This is a genomic window from Flavobacterium sp. (genome assembly GCF_044371705.1).
Taxonomy (GTDB): Bacteria; Bacteroidota; Bacteroidia; order Flavobacteriales; family Flavobacteriaceae; genus Flavobacterium.
In genome coordinates this window covers 1-22,315 of the sequence record NZ_JBILTE010000019.1, presented here as the reverse complement: position 1 = coordinate 22,315, position 22,315 = coordinate 1, and the positions used below count along the sequence as shown (strand labels likewise).

The window sequence follows — 22,315 nt, the reverse complement described above, 5'->3', positions numbered from 1 at the left end:
GTTTCATCGCCTCGCGAACCGGTACTGCCGAAACCTTGCGATTGGTGCCGACTTCTGCTTAATGCGGCAATCTCTTGATTCGATTTGCCTAACAGCGGATAGTAAACTCCCATGTCAAAATTATTTAGCTTGCTTTTGTCTGCTTTTTCAAATTTTTCCCTTCCGCCATAAAACCAATAGGAGGTGTTGAAAAACAAACGTTTGGGTTGCCAAGTAGTGGTGTAGTTTAACTGATTTGGATAGGTTTTCGGATCATTTACTAAGTCAAATAGTTCAATACTCAGCATCGCCGACGATGTGTGATGACCGTGTGTAGTTCCCGGCGAACGGTGATCAAAACGATTAATGATTACATCGGGTTTAAATTTCCGAATGATATAAATCATGTCTTCCATCACTTGATTTTTATTCCAAATCTGGAGGGTTTCATCGGGTATTTTGGAATAACCGAAATCATTGGCTCGTGTAAAAAATTGTTCACCTCCGTCAATTTTACGGGCTTCAATTAACTCCTGCGTACGAATCACACCTAGTAACTCTCTTAATTCTGGTCCTATTAGGTTCTGACCGCCATCGCCTCGAGTAAGAGACAAATAACCGGTTCTAGCTTTTATCCCATTGGCCATATACGAAATTAAGCGGGTGTTCTCATCATCCGGATGTGCTGCAACATAAAGCACCGTTCCTAAAAAGTTGAGTTTTTGAATTTGATTATAAATGTCAATCGCATTTGGTTTAGATGGCTGTTGTGCCTGAACGGAAATAAAAAATAAAAATGGTAAAAGAATAAAAATCCGTTTTCGAATCATTGGTAGATCTTTTTGTAGCGTTTCCAAATATAAAAAAATAAAAGGTTGACTGCGGATTTTACATTTTCTTTAACAAAAAAGTTTAAACGACTTCATTAATTAAAAATGACCGTTCGAGGTTTATTAATCTCAAAATCTAAATACCCGAAATCACTAGTGCTAAAATTATTTGTTCGAATAATATTGGTCCCTTCATTTGGTATTTTTGGATAATAGGCAAAGGACAATTGAAACGAACTGAAAACCAAATAATCATTGGATAGCAATACACCCAGTCCAATTTTTGAATAGCCCGGACTGTTTGAAAAACCGTTTTCGGAATCTCCAATAAAAGCCAAAGTGTAATTAAAAAAAGGATTAAAACGAAATCCAGCCCATTCCCAAGGCGAGTAGGTTTGGGTCTGAAATGAAAAGACCATTTTCTGGGTGCCGAAAAGTTTGGAATCGTTGAAGCCAATGATGCCATTGGACTCATTAATGGACAATTGATCGCCTTTCACATTAATGCGATGGCCACCAAAAACCATCGTGCTTTTAAAAAATTGTCTGATTTTCCATTTACCGGGGTCAAATAATGGAGAAAAATAGTAAAGTTCCGCAAAAAATGCACTTTGTTCATTTTTTCCATTGTTAAAAAATGTACCGTATTCATAATTGGTACTAAAATAACCCCATTTAAAGTAATCACCCAAGGTGGCTCGAGCTCCTAGATACATTCGTGTAGTACTGTTTTTCTCTTGAATACCTGCCGTAATTCCGTAATATTTTCCAATGGGTACATCTTCGGTTATGCCATAATTAAAAATGTATTCATCTTTGATGAACTTTCGCGAAGAAATGCCGATTCCTGTCAGCCAAAAAGCTTCATTGGTATAAAAGGCATAAGGATCATAGTCCTCCGAAATCATCCGGTCATAATTTCTTTTAAAGTAACGGAGGGTCGTGATGAGGTTGGTGACTTGATCGTTTTTGGTCGTAGCTGCATAAATGGCAAATGAATGTCCCCCCCACACGTCAATCGTACCATATTTAAAGGTCTGTTGAGCAAAATTGCCGCTATTATCTGGTAAACTGTCTTTTAGGAATCTGTTTTCCAAAAGTAAACCCGCTGCCCATCGAGTTAATGGTGAAAAGAAGTTCCGCTCGACGCTGATGTATTTAATGTAATCCTTATTCAAATCCATCTGATAATTCAACGTAGTTTGGATGTAGGTATTCTTAATGTTAGGAATAATATATCGGGTAGAAAATGCTCTTCGCTTATCTTCTAAATCATGCTGGTACCGATTGTCCCACGAATGACCGGTACCAATAAAATTGCGTTCCAGTAATTCATATCCGGCTTTCGAAGGGGTAATGCTGGCATTGGGAATCAAACTCCATGAATCCAAAACGGTAATGTGTACGTCCACACTGTCGGCTGACCCGGCTGCGTGTTGCGTTTGAATGGAAACGCGTCTGACAAAACGCTGACTTCTGATTAAACGTTCGGTTTCTTTGATTTTTATACTGTCATACAATTGGTTTTCTTTTATCAACAAGGTATTACGTATGGCAAACTTTTTGGTTTTAATATGCACCACATTGCCTACTTTGGAACTAAAATGTCGCGGTCTGCGGGTGGAATCAGTTTCCGAAAACCCAAACGGATCAAGTGTTTGAATACTAATGTTCCGAATCACTTTTCCTTGATAGGTGTCATGTGACGAATTAACAGTTGTAGTTTTCTTTCTGCGGGAATATTTCGTGGAAGTCGACTTGAAAATCAAGCGATGCAACTGTGTTGTAAATTTACTTTTTTTAGATAAATGCTCTATTTTTTGGTAGCCAATCAGTGTGGAATCTGTTTTCGCATTCTTTTCTTGTGAAAAAGAACTAGCGAAACAAAAAAGTGACAAGAAAAATAGGAAAAACTTATGTAGCATAAGAACGATAACGCCATTATTGAAATTATAGCATCACTATAAGGTACGATTTTTTAATCAAAAAACTCTTTTTCTTCCGATTGATTTTTTATTATAGAAATTCCTTTTTGTAAAAGTAAACTATTCGGATAAGTAATTAGCTCACCCTCTTTCGTTTTTAGATAAGTGTGAAAGCCTCGAATATCATCTACTTCGGCCTCAATCGGGAATTCTTTATCGTGTATTTTGATGGTATCGCCAATCTTGAAGGGTGCAGAAAAAAACAAAATAATTCCGGAAGTAACATTGCTTAAAATAGACCATTGGGCAAACATTGCTACACCTACCACCGCAAAAAGGGATGATATCACTACAATCACGTTTTGCGGCTTTACCCCCCAAATAACAAATAAGGCGATGATTGCAATAATTCCGATTAAGATGTTAAAATATTTGATAACCAGGTTCGCTCGATGCTCTAAAATTTCGCTAACACGGGCAAAACGTCTGACTATTTTAGCAATTAAAACACGTGAAAAAATGACAAGTAATAAAACAATTCCCGTCGCAATTTCCTCTTTTATATAGGTTTGAAAAAAATCCATATTCATTTTTTAAATTGCAAAATTAAGCAATTTGTTGTAAACTAATTGCATCGGCATACCCACAACATTGGTATAAGAGCCTTCTATTTTGGTGATGCCAATGTAACCAATCCATTCTTGTATAGCATAACTTCCGGCTTTGTCAAAAGGTTGGTAGTGGTCTAAATAATACCTGATTTCGTTGTCGGTTAGCGGTTTAAATGTGACGTGTGTAATTGCATGAAAAGTTTCTGATTTCTCATTTGATTTTAAACAAACGGATGTAATCACTTGATGGGTACCAGCTGATAGCTTTTGCAGCATTTGAAAAGCATCTTGATAGTCTTTGGGCTTCCCCAAACATTCGTTTTGATGCCAGACGATGGTGTCGCTGGTAACAAGAATGTCATTTGGATTTAACTCGCTAGTAAAAGCACTAGCTTTTAATTCGGCTAAATAATCGGTAATTTCTGAAGCTTGTAAATGGGGTGGATACACTTCTTCAATTTCTTTTAAACGAATTTCAAAGTCCAATCCCAATTCTTTAAAAAATTGCTGTCTTCGGGGTGAACCCGAAGCTAAAATAAGATGGTAGTTTTGTAATTGTTCGTTAAGCATTCATTTGTATGTTGTAAGTAATCACTGCAATGGAAAGAATTCCGAAAAATATAATCCATTTTAATACAGAGCTCAGGTGTTGAAAATCAGCCGTCGTTTTTGCATGCCAGCTCTTAACTGACAAGTAGAGTAGCGGAGCTATTACCACCACCAAACCGTAAATAGTTGCATAGTACAAATCATTTTGCATCAAATGATTGTTGAGGTAAAATCCAATGCATACAACTGCAATCAGTAAAAGCACAAAAATAAGTTTAGCTGTACGTCCGGCTCCGATAAGAATGGGTAGTGTTTTGATTCCCGCGTTGTAATCGCCATTGGCGTCTTCCGCATCTTTGGCAATTTCTCGAATCAAATTGATGAAGAAAGCAAAAAAGGCATAATCTAATAAAATTTTGAAAAACAATCCCATTTCTTTTTGATTCGCTTCATAAGTTGCCGGATATAAATCGAATATACCAATAATCAAGACGCTTAAAGCCAATAATGCAGCCACCACAAGATTTCCTAGTAACGGCGTTTGTTTCAAATTGGTGGCATAAAAATAAAGCAAAGCTGCAATCAAAATAAAGACTACCGCAAAACTGGGACGCAAAATCACGTTGGACAAATAAAAACCAATAGCTACACCGGTGATGTTTAGTCCTACGTAGATATTGTAAGCTCGTCCTTCAGTTATGAATTTACCAACGATGGCTCTATCGGGTTTATTAATTGCATCGGAATCCTGATCGAATATATCATTGATTGCATAGCCTGCAGCAGCAATTAAAACAGTTGCCAACACTAGCAAAAGGTACTGCCAATCCGCCAACGCCAGAGGAATATCCTGTTGTGCTAAAAATCCATAGCGAAAAGTGAGCTGCATCAATGCGAGCAAAAACAAGTTTGGTAAACGTATGAGTTGAAGGTATTTCATTTTTTATTTATTTGGTAGATAGAAGCAAGAGAAAAGACAAACATAAAAACTAACGGACTAAGGACTAAAGACTAATAACTAATCATGCTTCCCATCATAATACAAATGCCATTTTCCTTGTACTTTCATCACTTGCTCAATCACATCCCGCACCGCTCCTTTGCCACCATTTTTATGCGAAATATAGTTGGATATGGCTTTTATTTCCGGACTGGCATCTTGCGGACACGTTGGTAATCCCACCAATTGCATCACGTGATAATCGGGGATATCATCACCCATGTACAACACTTGTTCGGGGTTAATTTGATAAATGCCGCAGTATTCTTTAAAGGTTTCCACTTTGTTAGGCGTACCTAAATAAATATCTGTAATTCCTAAATTCTGTAATCGAATGCGGACGCCTTCATTGCTTCCACCTGAAATAATACATACATGATACCCGCTTTCAATGGCTGCTTTCATCGCAAAACCATCGCGTATGTTCATGATACGTAGCATTTCGCCGGTGGGGGTAATATGAACAGAACTATCGGTTAAAACACCATCTATATCAAAAATAAAAGTAGTGATGTCGTTCATGATTTCTTTATAGCTTTTTGCCATGATCTATAATCGATTTTGTGAGTAGTTGATACAATTCTTTTTGGTTATCGTCGCTTAAAAAACGTAGATGATTATTGATGGTTTGTGTGTCCTTTCGTTTGGCGGGACCCGTTTGTGCAGCTGTAGGAGCTAAGGTTTGTACTTTTTGAGCCGTTTCAACAATCAACGGTTTTAAAAGTTCGAATGACAAATTATTATCCTCACAAATGTCCGCACCTATTTGATACAAATGGTTCACAAAATTACAAACAAATACTGCAGCAACATGCAATGCCTTGCGCTGTTCGGCTGAAATGAGTTGATAAACATCTGAAATTGTTTTTGCCATTTGCTCCAAAGTTGGATAATCAGTGGGCTGTTCGCTTTCCAAACAAATGGGTATTTCTTTAAAGTTTACCGCTTTGTTTTTGGTAAATGTTTGTAAAGGATAAAAAACACCACGTCTGTTTTTTGCATCCAATATTTCCAATCCCATACTTCCAGAAGTGTGAGCGACGAATCGGTTTTCGAAAGGCAAATGGGAGGAAACCTCCGCAATCGCATTATCGGAAACGGCAATAAGATACACATCAGCTTTTTTGATTTCACGGTAATCCGAACAAATTTTATTAGAAGCAATCAAATGTTGTATCGATTTCGGATTTCGAGCCACAACCTGAATTAAATCAATTGCACTGCTGTTGGAAAAAGCAGTGATCAAATGTTGTGCAACATTTCCCGAACCCAAAAGTACCATTGAAATCATGGGGCTAAAATACTAAAAAAGCACGGCTATTTAAAAGTAAAAAACCGAAGAATAGCAATCCTCTTAAACTATCCTTAAAAATTGCCCAAAAAAATAGAAGATTCTTTCTTTTTAAAGTATTTTTGTGCCACTAAAAATTATCCTTTATAATGGGCAAAATTATATCTTCTTTTCTGTTTTCAACCCGATTAATGGCCTTTTTATTTATTGCGTTTGCTGCGGCCATGGCTGCCGGAACCTTTATTGAAAGTTATTACAATACCGATACCGCACGTATTTGGATTTACAATGCATGGTGGTTTGAAGCAATGATGTTATTTTTTGTGATTAACTTCTTTGGCAACATCAGCCGTTATCAGTTATGGAAAAAGGAGAAATGGGCAACCCTACTTTTGCACTTTTCATTCATATTTATCATCGTCGGAGCTTTCATTACCCGCTACATTAGTTTTGAAGGGATGATGCCTATTCGAGAAGAAGCAACCGAAAGTCGTTTTTATTCCGACAAGGTGTTTTTAACCGTATATGCCGACGGTGTATACAAAGGTGAAAACAAACGCAAAATCAATGAAAAAGGATTAATCCTATCGCAAGCAGCGAATAATAGCTTTGCCGTCAACGACCAATTTGACAACAAACCTTATACAGTGCGTTACAAAGATTATATCATGAATGCCACCGAGGAAATCAAACCGGATGCAGCAGGAGAAACGTATTTGAAATTGGTAGAATCCAGCGATGGTAGTCGTCACGAGCATTTCCTAAAAGAAGGCGAAGTGCAAAGTCTGCACGGTATTTTATTTGCATTCAATAAAGAAACCAGTGGTGCTATTAATATCATTCAACAGGGCGATCAATACTTATTGAAGTCGACTTTTGGTGGTGATTTTATGCGAATGGCAGACCAATTAAAAGGCTCCGTTTACAAAGATTCGTTGCAGCCGTTGATGTTCCGTTCACTTTACAACATTGCTGGGGCACAGTTTGTGTTGCCCGAACCACCGGTTAAAGGGAAAAAACACTATACTTCCAATAATGATTGGAAAGATCAACAAACCGACGATGTGTTAATTGTAGAAGTAGAAGCCAATGGAGAAACCAAGGAACTTACTTTGGTTGGTTCGAAAGGGAAAATGGGCATCCCACAATCCGTAAAAATGGGAGATTTAGAGTTTACCTTGATGTTTGGAAGTAAGGTGTACGAACTGCCTTTTGCTATTAAGTTGAATGACTTTATTGCGAAACGCTATCCGGGAACAATGAATAGTTATTCGGCTTTTGAAAGCAAAGTGACGGTGTTGGACGGCGACAAAAAACAAGACGCTCACATCTTCATGAACAATATTTTAGACTACAAAGGGTACCGATTTTTTCAAGCCCAATTTGATCAAGATGAAAAAGGAACGATACTTTCGGTGAACCATGATTTCTGGGGCACTTGGATAACCTATATTGGGTATTTCCTGTTGTACTTGGCAATGATGGCGATTCTATTTGATAAGAACACTCGTTTTGCAGATATCAAACGCAAATTGGAAAAGGTGAAACAAAAGAAAACGCAGTTTCTATCGCTTGCCTTTTACTTATGTACGTTGGTAGGCTTTGCTCAAAACCATGAACAGCATCAACGTCCCTCACTTGCCGAAGTGGAAAAGTTTTTGGAAACCAATATGGCTACACCCGAACATGCTGCAAAATTTGGACGTTTGGTCATTCAAGATGCGGGTGGCCGCATGAAACCTATCAATACGTTTTCTTCGGAGTTGTTGCGAAAGGTAAGTAAAAGCGATACTTACAAAAACTATACCTCAGATCAGGTCTTTCTATCGATGTCGCAAACGCCGCAACCGTGGTTTGAGGTTCCTTTGGTATATTTGAAAAGAGGGAATGACAGCATTCGAAAGATTTTAAATGTTGATGCTGACGCAAAATATGCTCCGTTCATCAGCTTTTTTGATGAAAAAGGAAATTATAAACTGGCTCCTTATTTAGACAAGGCGTTCAATACGCCCATTCCTAATCAGTTCCAAAAGGACTTTATTGATGTTGATAAAAAAGTAGTACTGTTGAATGCTGCTTTGAGTGGCAGTATCCTTCGAATTTTTCCGGTACCCAACGACCCGAATAATAAATGGGTGTCGTTTTTAGAGTTGAATGAGTACGAAGACACGGAACTGAAAAACTTAAAAAACTTATTGCCTGCCTACATGCAAACCTTGATGGATGCTACTAAAAAGCAAGACTATCAATTGGCGAATGATATTGTAGATGGTATGGAAAAGTTCCAGATTAAGTACGGTAGCGACGTTCGTCCGTCCGATCAAAAGATTGACGCAGAGATACTCTATAACAAGTACGACATTTTTAAACGACTGTTTTATTTGTATATGCTTGCAGGTGTTTTGATGCTAGGGTTTGCAATCATTCAAATTGTCAATTCGTCTAAAATAGTTAGCAGAATCGTTAATGGCTTTCATATACTGATTGGATTGCTGTTTGCATTACATACGTTAGGATTAATTGCTCGTTGGTACATTTCCGGGCATGCTCCTTGGAGTGATGCGTATGAAAGTATGATTTATGTGGGGTGGGCAACTATGTTCTTCGGACTTGCATTTGACCGCAAATCGAAGTTAACTGTTGCTTCAGGAGCGTTTGTAGCAGCCATGATTTTAATGATTGCCCATTGGAATTGGATGGATCCGGCGATTGCTAATTTGCAACCAGTGCTTAATTCGTACTGGTTAATGATTCACGTGGCAGTTATTGTGGCTAGTTACGGTCCGTTTGCATTGGCAATGATATTAGGAATTGTTTCTTTATTGTTGATGTTGTTTACCAACAAGTTCAACAAAGAACGCATGAAGTTAAGTATTCAAGAAATTACATATATCAACGAAATGGCACTGACTATTGGTTTGGTCATGCTTACCATCGGTAACTTTTTAGGCGGACAATGGGCTAACGAGAGTTGGGGCCGTTATTGGGGTTGGGATCCAAAAGAAACCTGGGCGTTAATCAGTATTATGGTGTACGCATTTGTCATCCATGCTCGATTTGTACCTGCTTTTAGAGGTTTATTTACTTATAACGTGATGAGTGTATTAGCCTTTGCATCAATTCTAATGACGTATTTTGGGGTGAACTTCCATTTGTCTGGTTTGCATTCGTATGCCTCAGGTGAGAAACAAAATGTAGAAATTTATTTGTATACGTTAGTTGGGTTTTTGGTATTTGCCTCGATTGTTTTTGTGCAGTATCGGAAGCATTATATAAAGTAGTGAATGGTAAACCTGACAAGTTTTAATAGCCTGTCAGGTTTAATCAAACTTCTACTTTCACAACTATTTATGAATTGTTCCTCATCAACTTACCAACGAAATACCTATATTTGAAATAAAAAAAACATGAAACTTAATTTATTACCCATCGTTTGCTGTCTCATATTGATCAGCTGTCAAAATCAAGCACAAAACAAAAAAGAAACATCGGCAACTACCACAAAATCTGAAGTCATGGCACAAGGAGATATTTACTCATTCAAAGTAAAAGACATTGAAGGAAAAGAATTTGATTTTGAATCCTTACGCGGAAAGAAAGTAATGATTGTAAATACAGCTTCCAAATGTGGTTTGACGCCACAGTACAAGGAGTTACAGTCGCTTTATGAGCAGTATAAAGATTCCGATTTTGTGATTATTGGTTTTCCTGCAAATGATTTTATGGAACAAGAGCCGGGAAGTGAAAAAGAAATAGCAGCTTTCTGCGAACGTAATTACGGCGTAACCTTTCCCATGATGAGTAAAGTTTCTGTGAAAGGAAAAGAAATGGAGCCGGTTTATCAGTATTTGACCCAAAAATCTCAAAACGGTGTTAAAGACAGTGAAGTAGAATGGAACTTTCAAAAATACTTAATTAACAAGAACGGACAACTTGAAAAAGTAATCAGTCCAAGAGTGTCTCCAACAGATGATGAAATTTTAGAATGGATTCAAAGCTAATCTAAAAATAACTGCATAATTACAGAATCTAGCCATCGTTCAAACTTATAGCCGGATTCTTTGATGACACCAACGGTTTTAAAGCCAAACTTTTCATGGAACAAGATACTTTCTTTGTTCTCTGCATCAATCACGCCAATCATGGTGTGCAACTTTTGACTTTTAGCTTCGTCGATAAGTCGTCTAAGGAGCTTACCGCCGATGCCTTTGCCTTTGAATGCTTCTGTCACATATACAGAATGTTCTACCGTAAACCGATAGGCTTCGCGAAAGCGAAATTCACCATACATGCCAAAACCTGCTACTTTACCATTGATCTCTGCAACAAATACTGGGAAGTTCTTTGTTGTTTTTTCTGCCAATAATTCGCTTTGTCGTTCCAAGGTTCGGGGTGTATAGTCGTACAACGACGTGGAATGCAGAATGTTGTAATTGATAATGGCAAGTATTTCCGGAATGTCGGAATCGCGGTACGGTCTGATCAGGGTTTCCATGTGTTAAAAAGTTGTTCAAATATAGCAAAAGTTTAGAAGGTTTTGCGGTACTATTTACTACATAAGTTCTAAATTTGTAACAGAAGCGTTGGTAACCCACTCACGGTTCTAAAATGTAAAAATAGTCCATGATTTATCCTAAAATACCACTTGCCCAAAGCATCATTGAAATTTGTCGTGCCAAGGGAATTGAACATATTGTCATTGCACCAGGCTCGCGTAATGCACCGTTAACTATCGGGTTTGTGTCCCACCCGTTTTTCACCTGTTACAGTATTGCTGATGAGCGATGTGCAGCTTTTTTTGCGTTAGGAATAGCCCAACAAATTAAGAAACCTGTAGCTGTAATTTGTACATCTGGTTCAGCAGTATTAAATTTCTATCCGGCTGTAGCAGAGGCTTTTTATAGTCAGATTCCGCTGGTAGTGATTTCTGCCGACCGACCTTTTGAGAAAATAGATATTGGTGACGGGCAGACGATCCGTCAACAGAATGTGCTGGCGAATCATACGCTTTTTAATGCCAATTTAAAAGAAGAAGCTTCGCCTGAAAATGACACTTTAATCAATGAGGTAATCAATATAGCGATCCGGCAATCTGGACCAACGCATATCAACGTACCGTTTGAAGAGCCTTTGTATGAAACAGTAGAATCCTTAACAGTGTCACCTTTGATTATTGAGAGCAAGGAAGTGCTTGCGTCTTTTGACTTAAATGAAACAACGGTTGATTTATGGAATGCAGCTTCAAAGAGATTAATTTTAGTTGGGACATTAGAGCCTCATAGCATTGAAACTAGCATTTTGTCAAAATTGGCAAATGATGCTTCGGTTGTTGTAATGACAGAGTCGACTTCTAATTTACATCAAGCGAACTTTCTTGCCAATATCGATACAATCATAACACCGTTTACTGAAGCTGATTTCAAAGCTTTTCAACCCGAAATTTTACTCACATTTGGTGGGATGATTGTTTCCAAACGTATTAAATCCTTTTTACGAACCTACCAACCGAAACACCATTGGCACGTGGATACATTGCGAGCCTACGATACCTTTGGTTGCTTGACTGAGCATTTTAAGGTGCATCCAAACACTTTCTTACAGCAGTTGTTGCAACAGTCGCAAGCAATTACAAGCGACTATCAAATGCGAGGGTTGCAAGTGCAAAAGTTGCGAAAAGTAAAGCATGACGAATACTTAGCTACCATTCCTTTTTGTGATTTTAAAGTATTTGATCAAATCAACAAAGCAATACCGGAAGGAATCCAGTTGCAAGTGAGTAACAGTTCGTCTATTCGCTACATGCAATTGTTTGATTGGTCGCCGTCTATTGATATGTATTGCAACCGAGGTACCAGCGGCATTGATGGAAGTACGTCAACAGCTATCGGTGCGGCAGTTATATCAATAAAACCAACGGTGTTGATCACAGGAGATGTGAGTTTTTTTTACGACAGCAATGCTTTATGGAACAATTATATTCCGGCAAATTTTAAAATTATCTTGATTAATAACGGTGGTGGAGGTATTTTTCGAATTCTACCCGGACATCAGGAGAATGCAATTTTTAACACCTATTTTGAAACGGCTCATTGTTTAACGGCGGAGTCTTTGGCAAATATGTACCGATTCAAGTACCGCATGGCGAGTACAGAAGCCACATTGGAGGTTGCTTTACTAGCGTTCTTTAGTGACAACGAGCAACCGCAGTTGTTGGAGGTTTTTACTCCTACATTGGAAAATGATGGTTTGTTGAAGAAGTATTTTGGTGCGTTGATTTAATTTGAGCATTGTGTTATTATAGAGATTTACAAACCTGATTTTGTTTGCTCCAACTTTAAAGGTAGGTAGTAGCAGTGGGTAGATATTATATTGTATTTATAATGATAGATTTTAACTTTCAAACAACCTTAAACACTTTTAAACCATCTTAAACAACCTCAAACCCTTGAACAATATTTCCTACCTTTGCACAAATTATTTTTTATGTTGACTATTGGAGTACACCACACCTTACGCATTGATCGAACCACATTGGTGGGATTGTTCTTAACCGACGGCACCAACGATGTTTTATTACCCATTAAATACGTTCCCAAAAACTTTGAAATAGGTGATGAAATCGAGGTATTTGTGTATTTAGATCATGAAGAACGTCCGGTGGCTACTTCGTTACAGCCCTATATTACTTTGAACGACTATGCCTTTTTACGAGTAAATTACACCAATGAATTTGGTGCCTTTATGGATTGGGGATTGGAGAAAGATTTATTTGTTCCGTTCAAAGAACAAGCCCGTCCGATGGAGCAAGGCAAACGATATATGGTGCACATGACGTTGGATGAAAAAACCAATCGCTTGATCGGTTCCAGCAAATTGAACCAATACCTGAGTAAAGAACCCTTGCAGTTAGAGCAAGGTCATGAAGTGGATTTAATTATTTCACATATCACCGATTTGGGTATTAATGTAATCATCAACGGCACACACAAAGGTTTAGTGTACAAGAATGAAGTATATGACGATAAAATCCGTCCCGGTGATAAAACCAAAGGTTACATAAAAATGATTCGTCCCGATGGCAAAATTGATGTTACCTTACATAAAGTTGGCGTAGAAGGAATTGAAGAAAATGCTCAAGTAGTTTTAGACGAATTAAAAGCCAGCAAAGGTTTTTTGCGATTAAACGACAACAGCGATCCGGAAGACATCAAAACCATTTTAAAGATGAGTAAAAAAACCTTTAAAAAAGCGGTTGGTGCTCTTTACAGACAAAAACTTATCGAGATTAAGGATGATGGGATTTATTTGATTTAGTACTAATCAATAGTTACAAAAAAGCAAATGACTTTAAAAAACAAAATCTACCTCTTTTTAAGTGTGCTGTCATTTTTGCTGGTACTTCTCAGTATTGTCAAAAAATTTGATTCAATAGAATTAATTGGAATGCAGGTTCCGATTATCTGGATACCATTGGCTATTTTACTTCTAGTACTTCCATTGTTAAATTGTGTGGAAATCATCAAGAACAATGATCAGCCCAATTTGTACTATTGGATAGGTTTAATGTTTAATATTCTTGCGATGATTTTCACGTTGAGATTTTTTAAGATTCCCTTCTTCTAAACTGATTTTGAATCGAAAAGGATTAGCTGTTATGCCACTGATTCGCTGATTAATTCTTTATTCAAATCAGCGAATCAGCGGCTATATTTTACTTAAGTGTTAAGAAAATAGAAATCTCACCCCCAGTTATAAGAACTCTTCCATAGTAGTACAGAGCTCTACGATGGTTCCATGACCCAACTTCGCGAAGACTTCTATTAAATCAAAATACTCTTCGATGGTTGCAATTTGCAATTTAGTCAACTTTTTTTATAAATTTAGTTGTAAACGCAGAATTAGAGTTTTTAAAGAAAAGGGTGTCTTTTTCAGCATTTATTCTATATTCCATTATAAAATGAGTTTCCAACTCAGGATCAATATTTGTTAATTGAGTGTAGTAAATTCTTGAACTATCACTTTTCCAAGAAAATTTTGTTGACTTTTCCCAAGAGTTATAAATAAGTGAATCCTCATAGATTTTTAATTCCACAGTATTTGCACTATTAATTGAAATCCAATACCCAAATAAGTCAGTATTGTTTTCCTTATTTGAGCAACTTTGTAAAATAAAAATGAATAATACTATTGAGCAAATGGTTTTCATTCATATTGTAAGTTAATAGTTTTTAGTTAATATTTGAATTTCTGAACTTTAAGTTTATTCGTTATTATCCTCATTTTTGTAACCTTCATAATAATACGATTGCTCGATTCCTTTAAAAATAACCTCTCTACTATCAATTTCGTCAGTTAAATTCTGACTTAACAAAGTTCGTAGCTCTAAATCATTTATAGGACTTCTCTCCATGGCTTGTAAATAAAGAGATTTGTCAACATACTGCCAATTCACTAATTTTTTAAGTTTAGTTTTTAAAATTAAATCGAGCCATATTCGCATACTTCTGCCATTGCCTTCTAAGAAAGGATGTGCAATATTCATCTCAACATATTTGGAGATAATTTCCTCAAAACTGTTTTCGGGCATTTGTTCAATTTTTACTAATATTTCTTTTAAGTATAAAGCATTTGCGAATCTAAAACCGCCCTTTGATATGTTAACGGTACGTACTTTTCCAGCAAATTCATATAATTCATTAAATAAATAATGATGTATTTGTGTCAAACCTTTTGTTGTTCCAACTTCGATTTTATTTATATCATTTGATTCAAACAAACGAAAGGCATTTTCTATACTTTTCTTATCAATATTTTTCATAAAAAACTAGTTATCTATTGTAAAAATACTCTAAATATTTATTAATTGTACAAGATCGAAGATCAAAATGGATATTTTTTCTGAAGGATTTTTTTAACTACAGTATTGATTTAGACGTCTATAGGATTACTTATTATTTCAACAGAGAAATAAATTTGTCAAAATTCACTTCGACATCCACTTAGTTATATAATCTTTTGATCAAAGAAATAATTAGGTAATATCAGTAGGATTATAGTGAGTTTTCTAAACATTTCTGTTAACTGGTATTTACGAGCTAAAAAAACAGTATTTATTCACATTCTTACCTAGCTTCCAACTCAAACGGATAATCCGCAAACAGGGCAGAAATACGTATCGCACGATACGGTTTTTGTGTGTATTTGTTGGAAAGAGCAATGACAACAACCGTGTCATTTTTCAACGTGGTATAACTCGAAGTGTTTCCATGCCACCAACCATTGTGGTAATGCAGTGTTTTTCCATTGGTATATTCATTCATTCGAATGCCTAGACCGTAGTTTTTGGAACCTTGTTTTTCGTAGCTGTAGCCTTTGAGAGCTTCTTCACGTAGATCTTTTCGAAGAAATGTATTGGAATAGGTAGCCAAATCAAATTTAACTAAATCTCTTGGAGTCGAATAAATATTTTTATCACCATAAATAGCATCATACTGATCCCAACCATGGTTGACATAATTACCTTTGTACGACTGAGATACTTGATTTTTTTGGGTAGCATAATCGAAAACAAAGGAATGATTCATTCCCAAAGGTTCGAATATTTTGTCTTGCATAGCTTTAGAAAAGTCAGTTCCGGTAACCGCTTCCACCACTAATGCCAATAACGCATAATTGGTATTGTTGTAATCAAATCGTGTGTCACATTTGGCCAATACTCCTAATTTATAATTGCTTAAAGTTGCCAAAATGTCTTGGTTACTCAATACTTTTCTTCGGTCCCAACCTTTGATTAGCTCTTCAAATCGAGAATAGTGTGGTAAACCACTTCGGTGGTTCAACAAGTTTTTAACGGTAACCTCCGGATAAGGTAGGCTAGGTAAATATACTTTAACAGGATCGTTCAAATTGATTTTGTTTTCCTGAACCAGTTTTAAAACCAAAGTAGCTGTAAGTACTTTACTTACCGATGCCAAATGCAACGGAGTAACATAATCTATTTTTGTTTTGGTGGCATAATTGGAATATCCTTGGTAACTTTCGTAAATAATAGCACCGTTTTTTGCAACAATAAATGAACCACTATAATCAGGTGTGCCGATATTGGTTTGGTAAAAATTGGCTATTTGCAAGTGTTTTTCGTAACGATACTCATCAGGTACATCTTGTAAATTTAAATCCAAAGGAATAGTAATGATGGACGAATCTTTTGCCACTACCTCTTCCGGAACATAATGAGCCAAAAGAGGTGATTCCACTTTTTTCTGACATGAAAAAAGGAATGAAATACACAAAATTGCAAGAGCAATTATTTTTTTTGGCATGTGAAATGTGGTATTCAGTAGGTTATATAAACAAATCTAAACTTTTTTTATTCGGGTTTATTGTCCTTTATCAAAATTTTAGGATTAGTTGTCAACAAGTAATTAACAAATTCTGATTTGTCTTTTGGAGATAAATAGATGTCATCGAACTTGTTATAGTAGATATAAACTCCATTATAATCCAACGAAGGCTTTAAAAAACTTTTGCAGTACCAACCTTTTTGATGTTCAATGGCACGAATGGTTTCCATGTGAATTTTTCCTCGAATGGGACCTGAACAGTAGTGTAGGTAATCACCTTTGAAAGTGTATTTTGTATCTAAGAGTATCCAAAACATACCTACGCCAATAATCATTACAACAATTGCAGCAATAATTTCAGGGAATCCTAGATCTTCATAAATGAAGCCCAAAGTGGGCATCAAAACGCTGAAAAAGGAAAAAACCGAAAGTAATACTGCCGATGACCAGTGAATAGAAGAACGAAAAACAAGAGGTTCCATTTTACAAACCCAAAGATTTTTTAGTAGCCGCTGTTAATGCGTCTTTATGCACCAAAACAGAAAGAGCTTTTAACCGCATATAACTGACGCTCATGTACATAAAGCCATTTTTTCCTGAAGTTTCGCCCCAAGAGTTTTTTACTTTGTAGTAAATAGTGCCATTTTGGTCTTTTACTTTGCCAACAATATGCATCAAGTGATCGTCTTGCGTGCTGAGGTTTTCAAATTCTTGCTGACGGAATTCCTGCGTGATTTTTTTCTCCGGTTTAATTTCGGTTAAAATTGTTTTGGCATCAGTTTCATTTTCAGGAACCACAGCCACACCGTATTTACCTGAAAAAGTGGGTTCGCTCACATCGCAGTCCAATGATAATGTATATCCTTTTTCCAACGCCTCATCAATAGCTCTAATAAATTCATCCAACGGTAAATTATAGAAACTACCGTTTGAAAAATTATCAGGTACGTTTAAAATAAACGGTTTATAAAATGGTTCATTAGTAAATGAAGTCAAGGAAACATAAGCTTTAGGGTCAATTTTACTAGTAGCTAAAAAAGTCATTGGCGTGTATTTTTTTCCATCATAAATAAACTCAGTTGGGTTTTCCCCTAAATAAACATCCAAAACTGCTTGAGCCGCTTCCTTCCATTGGGGCGATAATTTCTTGCCCGGGTTTTCTACAAATACTTTCAACATACCTTCTAATAAAGCTTGCAGTTCGGTATGATTGTGTTTTTCTGCAGTACCATTTAAGCCGGAATACACGCTGTTGGGAACCAATCCGTTTTGTGCCACACTGTTGAGTACATCATGTGCCAATCCGCCTTCGCTAAACTGTATTTTTCCTTGACGAAGCACATAATTTTCTGCTTTTTTAGGATAGGTATTGCGTACCGTGTACATTTCTGAAAGATCAACCGGTTTTCCGGTAAGGCGAATGATTTCTGATTCTAAAAAAGAAGTGGTGGAAAACGACCAACACGTCCCGGTAATCCCTTGCGAAATAACAGGAGTACAATTGATTTCTTTAATGGTTTGAAATTCATAGGCTTGTGTGTAACCAAGATTTGCCGCAAAAATCGACAGAAAGGAAAATATTATTTTTTTCATTTTATTTAATATATTTCAAAAGCTAAAAATAGTATTTTTACACGTCAATACTATAGATATGTCAGAAATAAATTGGAAAACAGCAAAAGAGTTTGAAGATATCACATATAAAAAATGCAATGGGGTAGCCCGCATCGCTTTCAATCGTCCGGATGTGCGAAATGCGTTCCGACCTAAAACAACTTCCGAATTGTATCAAGCATTTTACGATGCTCAGGAAGACACTTCTATTGGAGTTGTTTTGTTGTCGGCAGAGGGTCCATCATCCAAAGATGGGGTGTATTCTTTTTGCAGTGGAGGTGACCAAAAAGCTCGAGGTCATCAAGGTTATGTGGGCGACGATGGGATGCATCGCTTAAATATTTTAGAGGTACAACGGTTAATTCGTTTTATGCCTAAAGCAGTAATCGCAGTTGTTCCCGGTTGGGCGGTTGGTGGTGGTCATAGTTTGCATGTGGTTTGCGACTTAACACTTGCCAGTAAAGAACACGCAATTTTTAAACAAACCGATGCCGACGTAACCAGTTTTGATGGTGGTTACGGTTCCGCTTATTTAGCAAAAATGGTGGGTCAAAAGAAGGCACGGGAAATATTTTTCTTAGGAAGAAATTACACTGCCCAAGAAGCTTTTGAAATGGGAATGGTCAATGCCGTAATTCCACATGCCGATTTAGAAGCCACCGCATATGAATGGGCTCAGGAAATCATAGCAAAATCACCCACATCTATCAAAATGCTCAAATTTGCCATGAACCTAACCGATGACGGAATGGTGGGCCAACAAGTCTTTGCCGGAGAAGCCACCCGATTGGCTTACATGACCGATGAAGCAAAAGAGGGTAGAGATGCGTTTCTTGAAAAACGAAAACCGAATTTTGAAAAGAAGTGGCTTCCGTAGAATTTGTTTAAGGGTTTAAAATTGTTTAAGATGGTTCAATATAGTAGCATACTGACACCATTTTGCAATTTAAAACATGTTCATAATCCCACAATAAAGTCCCGTAGGGACGCTATTTGGGTAATTAAGATGTTCATAATCCCACAATAAAGTCCCGTAGGGATGCCATTTGGGTAATCCCGCAGGCATGATGAAAATTACATAATACAATCTAATACATATACTCTTGGAAGAATTCACCAACAACCCTGTTTCCTTTGAAACACTGCCTAAATTTGAATCAGTACCTCTGCAACCGCTGAACAGAGATTACCTAAACGTTGTGTATATAGGAAATACTGTTTTTGCCATCCTTTTATCTATTGGTACCTTGATTTTTTTATGGGTGAAAGAGGAAAGTCAACCGCTGATTCTACCTACCGTAGGAGCAACAGTTATCTTAATTGCATTACTGTTTTGGCTGTCCACCATCAGCTTTCGAAAAAAGGGTTACGCATTGCGTGAAAAGGATATTCTCTTTCAAAAGGGAATTCTGTCAAGAACCACCACCGTAATTCCGTTCAGCAGAATCCAACATGTAGCCTTGCATGAAGGATTTTTTTCACGTATGTATCAGTTGAGTGAATTGCAGATTTATACCGCCGGCGGAAGCAGTAGTGATTTGCATATTCCGGGTTTGCCAAAGGAACAAGCGGAACAAATGAAAACTTTTTTACTGCAAAAAATCACACCAATTGTTGAAACGTCAACTCCGGATTCATTGCTCGCAGAAGAGATCCTTGAAAAGCAGGTCATAGAATCACCTGCTCAGGAAGTGGAAACAAAATCGCTAAATGAAAAAGATGGAATCTGATTTCAGTAAACCCCAGCGACAATCTGTCAAAGGTATTGCGATTATGTTTGCCGATACTTTTCAAGGCATTATTCGTGCAATGTGGGCTCCTTTGCTACTGATTATTTACCGCTTTGATTGGAGTAAAATGCTGTACTTTGGTATTGGATTGGTCGTTCTTTTACTAATTATCGGTGTTATTGCCTATTTAAAATACACCCATTTTACTTTTTTCCTAGACGAACAAAAACAGGAGTTCGTCATTCAAAAAGGAATCATTACCAAAAACAAAATTATCATTCAATTGAGTAAAATCCAGCAGGTCAACATCAACCAATCGCTGGTCCAAAAGCTCGTGGGTGTTTATAGTGTGGATATCGATACGGCAGGAAGTAACAAAAAGGAAGTGAGCATACGTGCCGTAGATCATGAAATTGCCCAACATTTAAAGCATAGATTATTGGATAGTGAAAAAGAGGCTGTTACCGTAGAAGCTTTGAATCAAGAGACAACTTCCAATCAACCCTTTTTAAAAATAAGATTACTTACGCTTTTAAAAGTAGGACTCACCTCTAACTACGGTAGAAGTATCGCTTTGATCATCGGTTTTATGGGTTCGCTTTACGGCGGTTTTCACGACGTAGTGAACTCTTTTGAAGTGGATGAAGACCAAGTAAATGGTTTTGTAGAAGAAGGGATGAATTATTTTTCACTTTCGTTTTTTATCTTTTTAATTTTGGCTTTAGTATTGTTGATTAATTTAGTACGAACGGTTGTGAAGTATTTTGATTACCAAATGACGCTTCAAAAAAACGCATTGGCGATTACTTTTGGACTATTTGCTAAAAAGAATACGTTAGTAAAACCTGCGAAAGTGCAAATAACCACGTATACGCAGAATTACTTTCAAAAAAAATTAAATCTATTTGATTTAAATTTAAAGCAGGCTTCTTCCACCGATGATGCGGATGCAGAGGGGAAAAAGAACGACATTGAAGTCCCGGGTTGTAATACAACTGAACGCGATGCTATTTTGCTCAAGATTTTAGATCAAGTTCCTTCGTTTGAACAAACCATTCAACCGAATTACCGCTACCTGATTAAAGGGGTCTTGCTGGGTGTTATTTTTCCGGTGAGTGTGGTGCTGCTACTAGGAATATTTGTGTTTGAGCAAATCCAGTTTTATTTTCCTTTTTTAATTGTCTACGTTTTATTTGTCGCTTTACTATTGTTTTTTAAATTTAAAAATTACCGACTATTGCTCAGCCGTGATTTTATTTGTATCAAAAGTAAAGCATGGGATGTGGAACATCAAATTGTTGCACCTTATAAAATTCAAGGAGTTACAACCAAACAGTATTTTTGGCATACAAATGCAGATGTGGTGCATCTAACCATTCATACAGCCGCAGGAGATCTGCAGTTTAACTTTGCAAATTATTCACTTTTAAAACCTTGGATTAACTTTTGGTTGTATGAAGTAGAACGAGTGGAGAGAAGTTGGATGTAGCATCTAAATTTGCATTACATTTGTAACATAAAATATGAAAAAATGAAGCATTGGATTGAAGCGGCACGTTTGCGAACATTACCCTTGTCGGTGTCCGGAATTTTAGTGGGAAGTTTTTATGCACTTTCGCAGCCCACAGAAAGTGTTTTAACACCTACACAAGTATTTAGCTGGAAGATTTTTGGGTTGTTGATTTTAACAACCATCGGTTTACAGGTATTATCCAATTTTGCAAACGATTACGGGGATGGCGTCAAAGGAACGGATAACGAAGACCGTATTGGTCCGAAACGTGCTTTGCAAAGCGGTGTGATTGCACCTGATGCAATGAAACGTGCCATTATCATTACTGCTTTACTAACTTTTCTGTCTGCTTTATTACTCATATATACTGCGTTTCATTTTAAATACTTTTACTATTCGATATTTTTTCTTGTTTTAGGAATTGTAGCCATTGCGTCAGCCATTTGGTACACAGTTGGAAAGGAAGCCTACGGATACAAAGGCTATGGTGATGTGTTTGTGTTTGTGTTTTTCGGATTGGTCAGTACCTATGGTTCGTATTTTATGTTTGCCAAAGTATTCGATTGGTACTTATTATTGCCTGCTGTAGCCATTGGTTTTTTAAGTGTAGGCGTATTGAATTTAAACAATATGCGTGACGAAATTTCTGATCGCAAAGCCGGAAAAAATACGATTGTTGTAAAAATAGGCGGAGCCAATGCCAAACAATACCACTATTTTTTGGTCATTACTGCAATGGTATTGTTGTTCATTTTTGGTCTATTAAAAGATTTTGCTATCGATCAATATTTGTATTTGATTGTTTTTTTGCCTTTAACGAGTCATTTAATGCGAGTGAAACGAAATACCAGTCCGGTTGAATTGGATCCGGAGTTGAAACGATTGGCCATCAGTACATTTATGGTTGCTCTTTTGCTTTCGTTGTGTTTG

General features: G+C 36.9%; 21 protein-coding genes. 8 read left to right on the top strand and 13 right to left on the bottom strand.

All coding sequences use genetic code 11. The features are described 5' to 3' along the window. From ACIQ2S_RS02630 to ACIQ2S_RS02600, 7 genes are all read right to left on the bottom strand, one after another. Window positions 1-809 (bottom strand): PIG-L family deacetylase (locus ACIQ2S_RS02630; protein WP_396172549.1); only part of this gene is annotated, 809 nt, incomplete at its 3' end. A gap of 95 nt (window positions 810-904) precedes the next feature. Further along, window positions 905-2,707, bottom strand: coding sequence for a hypothetical protein (locus tag ACIQ2S_RS02625; protein ID WP_396172548.1), 1,803 nt, complete (start codon window positions 2,705-2,707; stop codon window positions 905-907). A gap of 80 nt (window positions 2,708-2,787) precedes the next feature. Further along, window positions 2,788-3,318 (bottom strand): mechanosensitive ion channel domain-containing protein, encoded by a 531-nt coding sequence (locus ACIQ2S_RS02620; RefSeq protein WP_396172547.1) that lies wholly within the window; start codon window positions 3,316-3,318, stop codon window positions 2,788-2,790. Between the two features lie 9 nt (window positions 3,319-3,327). Next, window positions 3,328-3,915, bottom strand: coding sequence for a Maf-like protein (locus tag ACIQ2S_RS02615; protein WP_396172546.1), 588 nt, complete (start codon window positions 3,913-3,915; stop codon window positions 3,328-3,330). Further along, window positions 3,908-4,834, bottom strand: a complete 927-nt coding sequence (locus tag ACIQ2S_RS02610) for a geranylgeranylglycerol-phosphate geranylgeranyltransferase (RefSeq protein ID WP_396172545.1) — start codon at window positions 4,832-4,834, stop codon at window positions 3,908-3,910. The genes ACIQ2S_RS02615 and ACIQ2S_RS02610 overlap by 8 nt, the downstream gene beginning before the upstream one ends. Before the next feature lie 78 nt (window positions 4,835-4,912). Then, window positions 4,913-5,440, bottom strand: coding sequence for a KdsC family phosphatase (locus ACIQ2S_RS02605; protein WP_396172544.1), 528 nt, complete (start codon window positions 5,438-5,440; stop codon window positions 4,913-4,915). Then, window positions 5,424-6,185, bottom strand: coding sequence for a Rossmann-like and DUF2520 domain-containing protein (locus ACIQ2S_RS02600; protein WP_396172543.1), 762 nt, complete (start codon window positions 6,183-6,185; stop codon window positions 5,424-5,426). Before ACIQ2S_RS02600 ends, ACIQ2S_RS02605 begins: the two co-directional genes overlap by 17 nt. Window positions 6,186-6,334: 149 nt before the next feature. On the opposite strand from ACIQ2S_RS02600, the gene ccsA reads away from it, so the two are divergent. Both ccsA and ACIQ2S_RS02590 read left to right on the top strand, forming a co-directional pair. Then, complete coding sequence (gene ccsA, locus ACIQ2S_RS02595) at window positions 6,335-9,466, top strand: cytochrome c biogenesis protein CcsA (RefSeq protein WP_396172542.1); 3,132 nt, start codon at window positions 6,335-6,337, stop codon at window positions 9,464-9,466. Between the two features lie 126 nt (window positions 9,467-9,592). Further along, entirely contained in the window at window positions 9,593-10,186 is a 594-nt protein-coding gene (locus tag ACIQ2S_RS02590; protein WP_396172541.1) for a glutathione peroxidase, read from the top strand. Here the strand turns inward: ACIQ2S_RS02590 and ACIQ2S_RS02585 are convergent. Next, window positions 10,183-10,680, bottom strand: a complete 498-nt coding sequence (locus ACIQ2S_RS02585) for a GNAT family N-acetyltransferase (protein WP_396172540.1) — start codon at window positions 10,678-10,680, stop codon at window positions 10,183-10,185. The two genes, ACIQ2S_RS02590 and ACIQ2S_RS02585, sit on opposite strands and share 4 nt — an antisense overlap. Window positions 10,681-10,808: 128 nt before the next feature. On the opposite strand from ACIQ2S_RS02585, the gene menD reads away from it, so the two are divergent. Then, the gene (menD, locus tag ACIQ2S_RS02580) at window positions 10,809-12,464 is read left to right on the top strand and encodes a 2-succinyl-5-enolpyruvyl-6-hydroxy-3-cyclohexene-1-carboxylic-acid synthase (RefSeq protein ID WP_396172539.1); all 1,656 of its coding nucleotides are present in this window, start codon (window positions 10,809-10,811) and stop codon (window positions 12,462-12,464) included. Window positions 12,465-12,668: 204 nt separating this feature from the next. After that, entirely contained in the window at window positions 12,669-13,499 is an 831-nt protein-coding gene (locus ACIQ2S_RS02575; RefSeq protein ID WP_396172538.1) for a S1 RNA-binding domain-containing protein, read from the top strand. Between the two features lie 544 nt (window positions 13,500-14,043). Here the strand turns inward: ACIQ2S_RS02575 and ACIQ2S_RS02570 are convergent. The 5 genes from ACIQ2S_RS02570 to ACIQ2S_RS02550 all read right to left on the bottom strand — a co-directional run bounded on the left by ACIQ2S_RS02570 (window position 14,044) and on the right by ACIQ2S_RS02550 (window position 18,121). After that, window positions 14,044-14,391 (bottom strand): hypothetical protein, encoded by a 348-nt coding sequence (locus ACIQ2S_RS02570; RefSeq protein WP_396172537.1) that lies wholly within the window; start codon window positions 14,389-14,391, stop codon window positions 14,044-14,046. A 54-nt stretch (window positions 14,392-14,445) separates the two neighbouring features. Continuing rightward, on the bottom strand, window positions 14,446-15,003 hold the full coding sequence (gene fic, locus ACIQ2S_RS02565; protein ID WP_396172536.1) for a protein adenylyltransferase Fic: 558 nt from the start codon (window positions 15,001-15,003) through the stop codon (window positions 14,446-14,448). A gap of 304 nt (window positions 15,004-15,307) precedes the next feature. Further along, on the bottom strand, window positions 15,308-16,507 hold the full coding sequence (locus ACIQ2S_RS02560; protein WP_396172535.1) for a serine hydrolase domain-containing protein: 1,200 nt from the start codon (window positions 16,505-16,507) through the stop codon (window positions 15,308-15,310). A gap of 47 nt (window positions 16,508-16,554) precedes the next feature. Further along, the gene (locus ACIQ2S_RS02555; RefSeq protein ID WP_396172534.1) at window positions 16,555-17,010 is read right to left on the bottom strand and encodes a PH domain-containing protein; all 456 of its coding nucleotides are present in this window, start codon (window positions 17,008-17,010) and stop codon (window positions 16,555-16,557) included. Window position 17,011: 1 nt separating this feature from the next. Then, window positions 17,012-18,121: a C1 family peptidase gene (locus tag ACIQ2S_RS02550; protein ID WP_396172533.1), complete on the bottom strand. Its 1,110-nt coding sequence runs from the start codon at window positions 18,119-18,121 to the stop codon at window positions 17,012-17,014. 58 nt (window positions 18,122-18,179) lie between these two features. On the opposite strand from ACIQ2S_RS02550, the gene ACIQ2S_RS02545 reads away from it, so the two are divergent. The 4 genes from ACIQ2S_RS02545 to menA form a co-directional block, all read left to right on the top strand. Next, window positions 18,180-19,019, top strand: a complete 840-nt coding sequence (locus ACIQ2S_RS02545; RefSeq protein WP_396172532.1) for a 1,4-dihydroxy-2-naphthoyl-CoA synthase — start codon at window positions 18,180-18,182, stop codon at window positions 19,017-19,019. Window positions 19,020-19,245: 226 nt separating this feature from the next. Further along, entirely contained in the window at window positions 19,246-19,872 is a 627-nt protein-coding gene (locus ACIQ2S_RS02540; protein WP_396172531.1) for a PH domain-containing protein, read from the top strand. Next, window positions 19,853-21,361 (top strand): PH domain-containing protein, encoded by a 1,509-nt coding sequence (locus tag ACIQ2S_RS02535; RefSeq protein WP_396172530.1) that lies wholly within the window; start codon window positions 19,853-19,855, stop codon window positions 21,359-21,361. Before ACIQ2S_RS02540 ends, ACIQ2S_RS02535 begins: the two co-directional genes overlap by 20 nt. Before the next feature lie 42 nt (window positions 21,362-21,403). Next, window positions 21,404-22,315 (top strand): 1,4-dihydroxy-2-naphthoate octaprenyltransferase (menA, locus tag ACIQ2S_RS02530; RefSeq protein ID WP_396172529.1); only part of this gene is annotated, 912 nt, incomplete at its 3' end.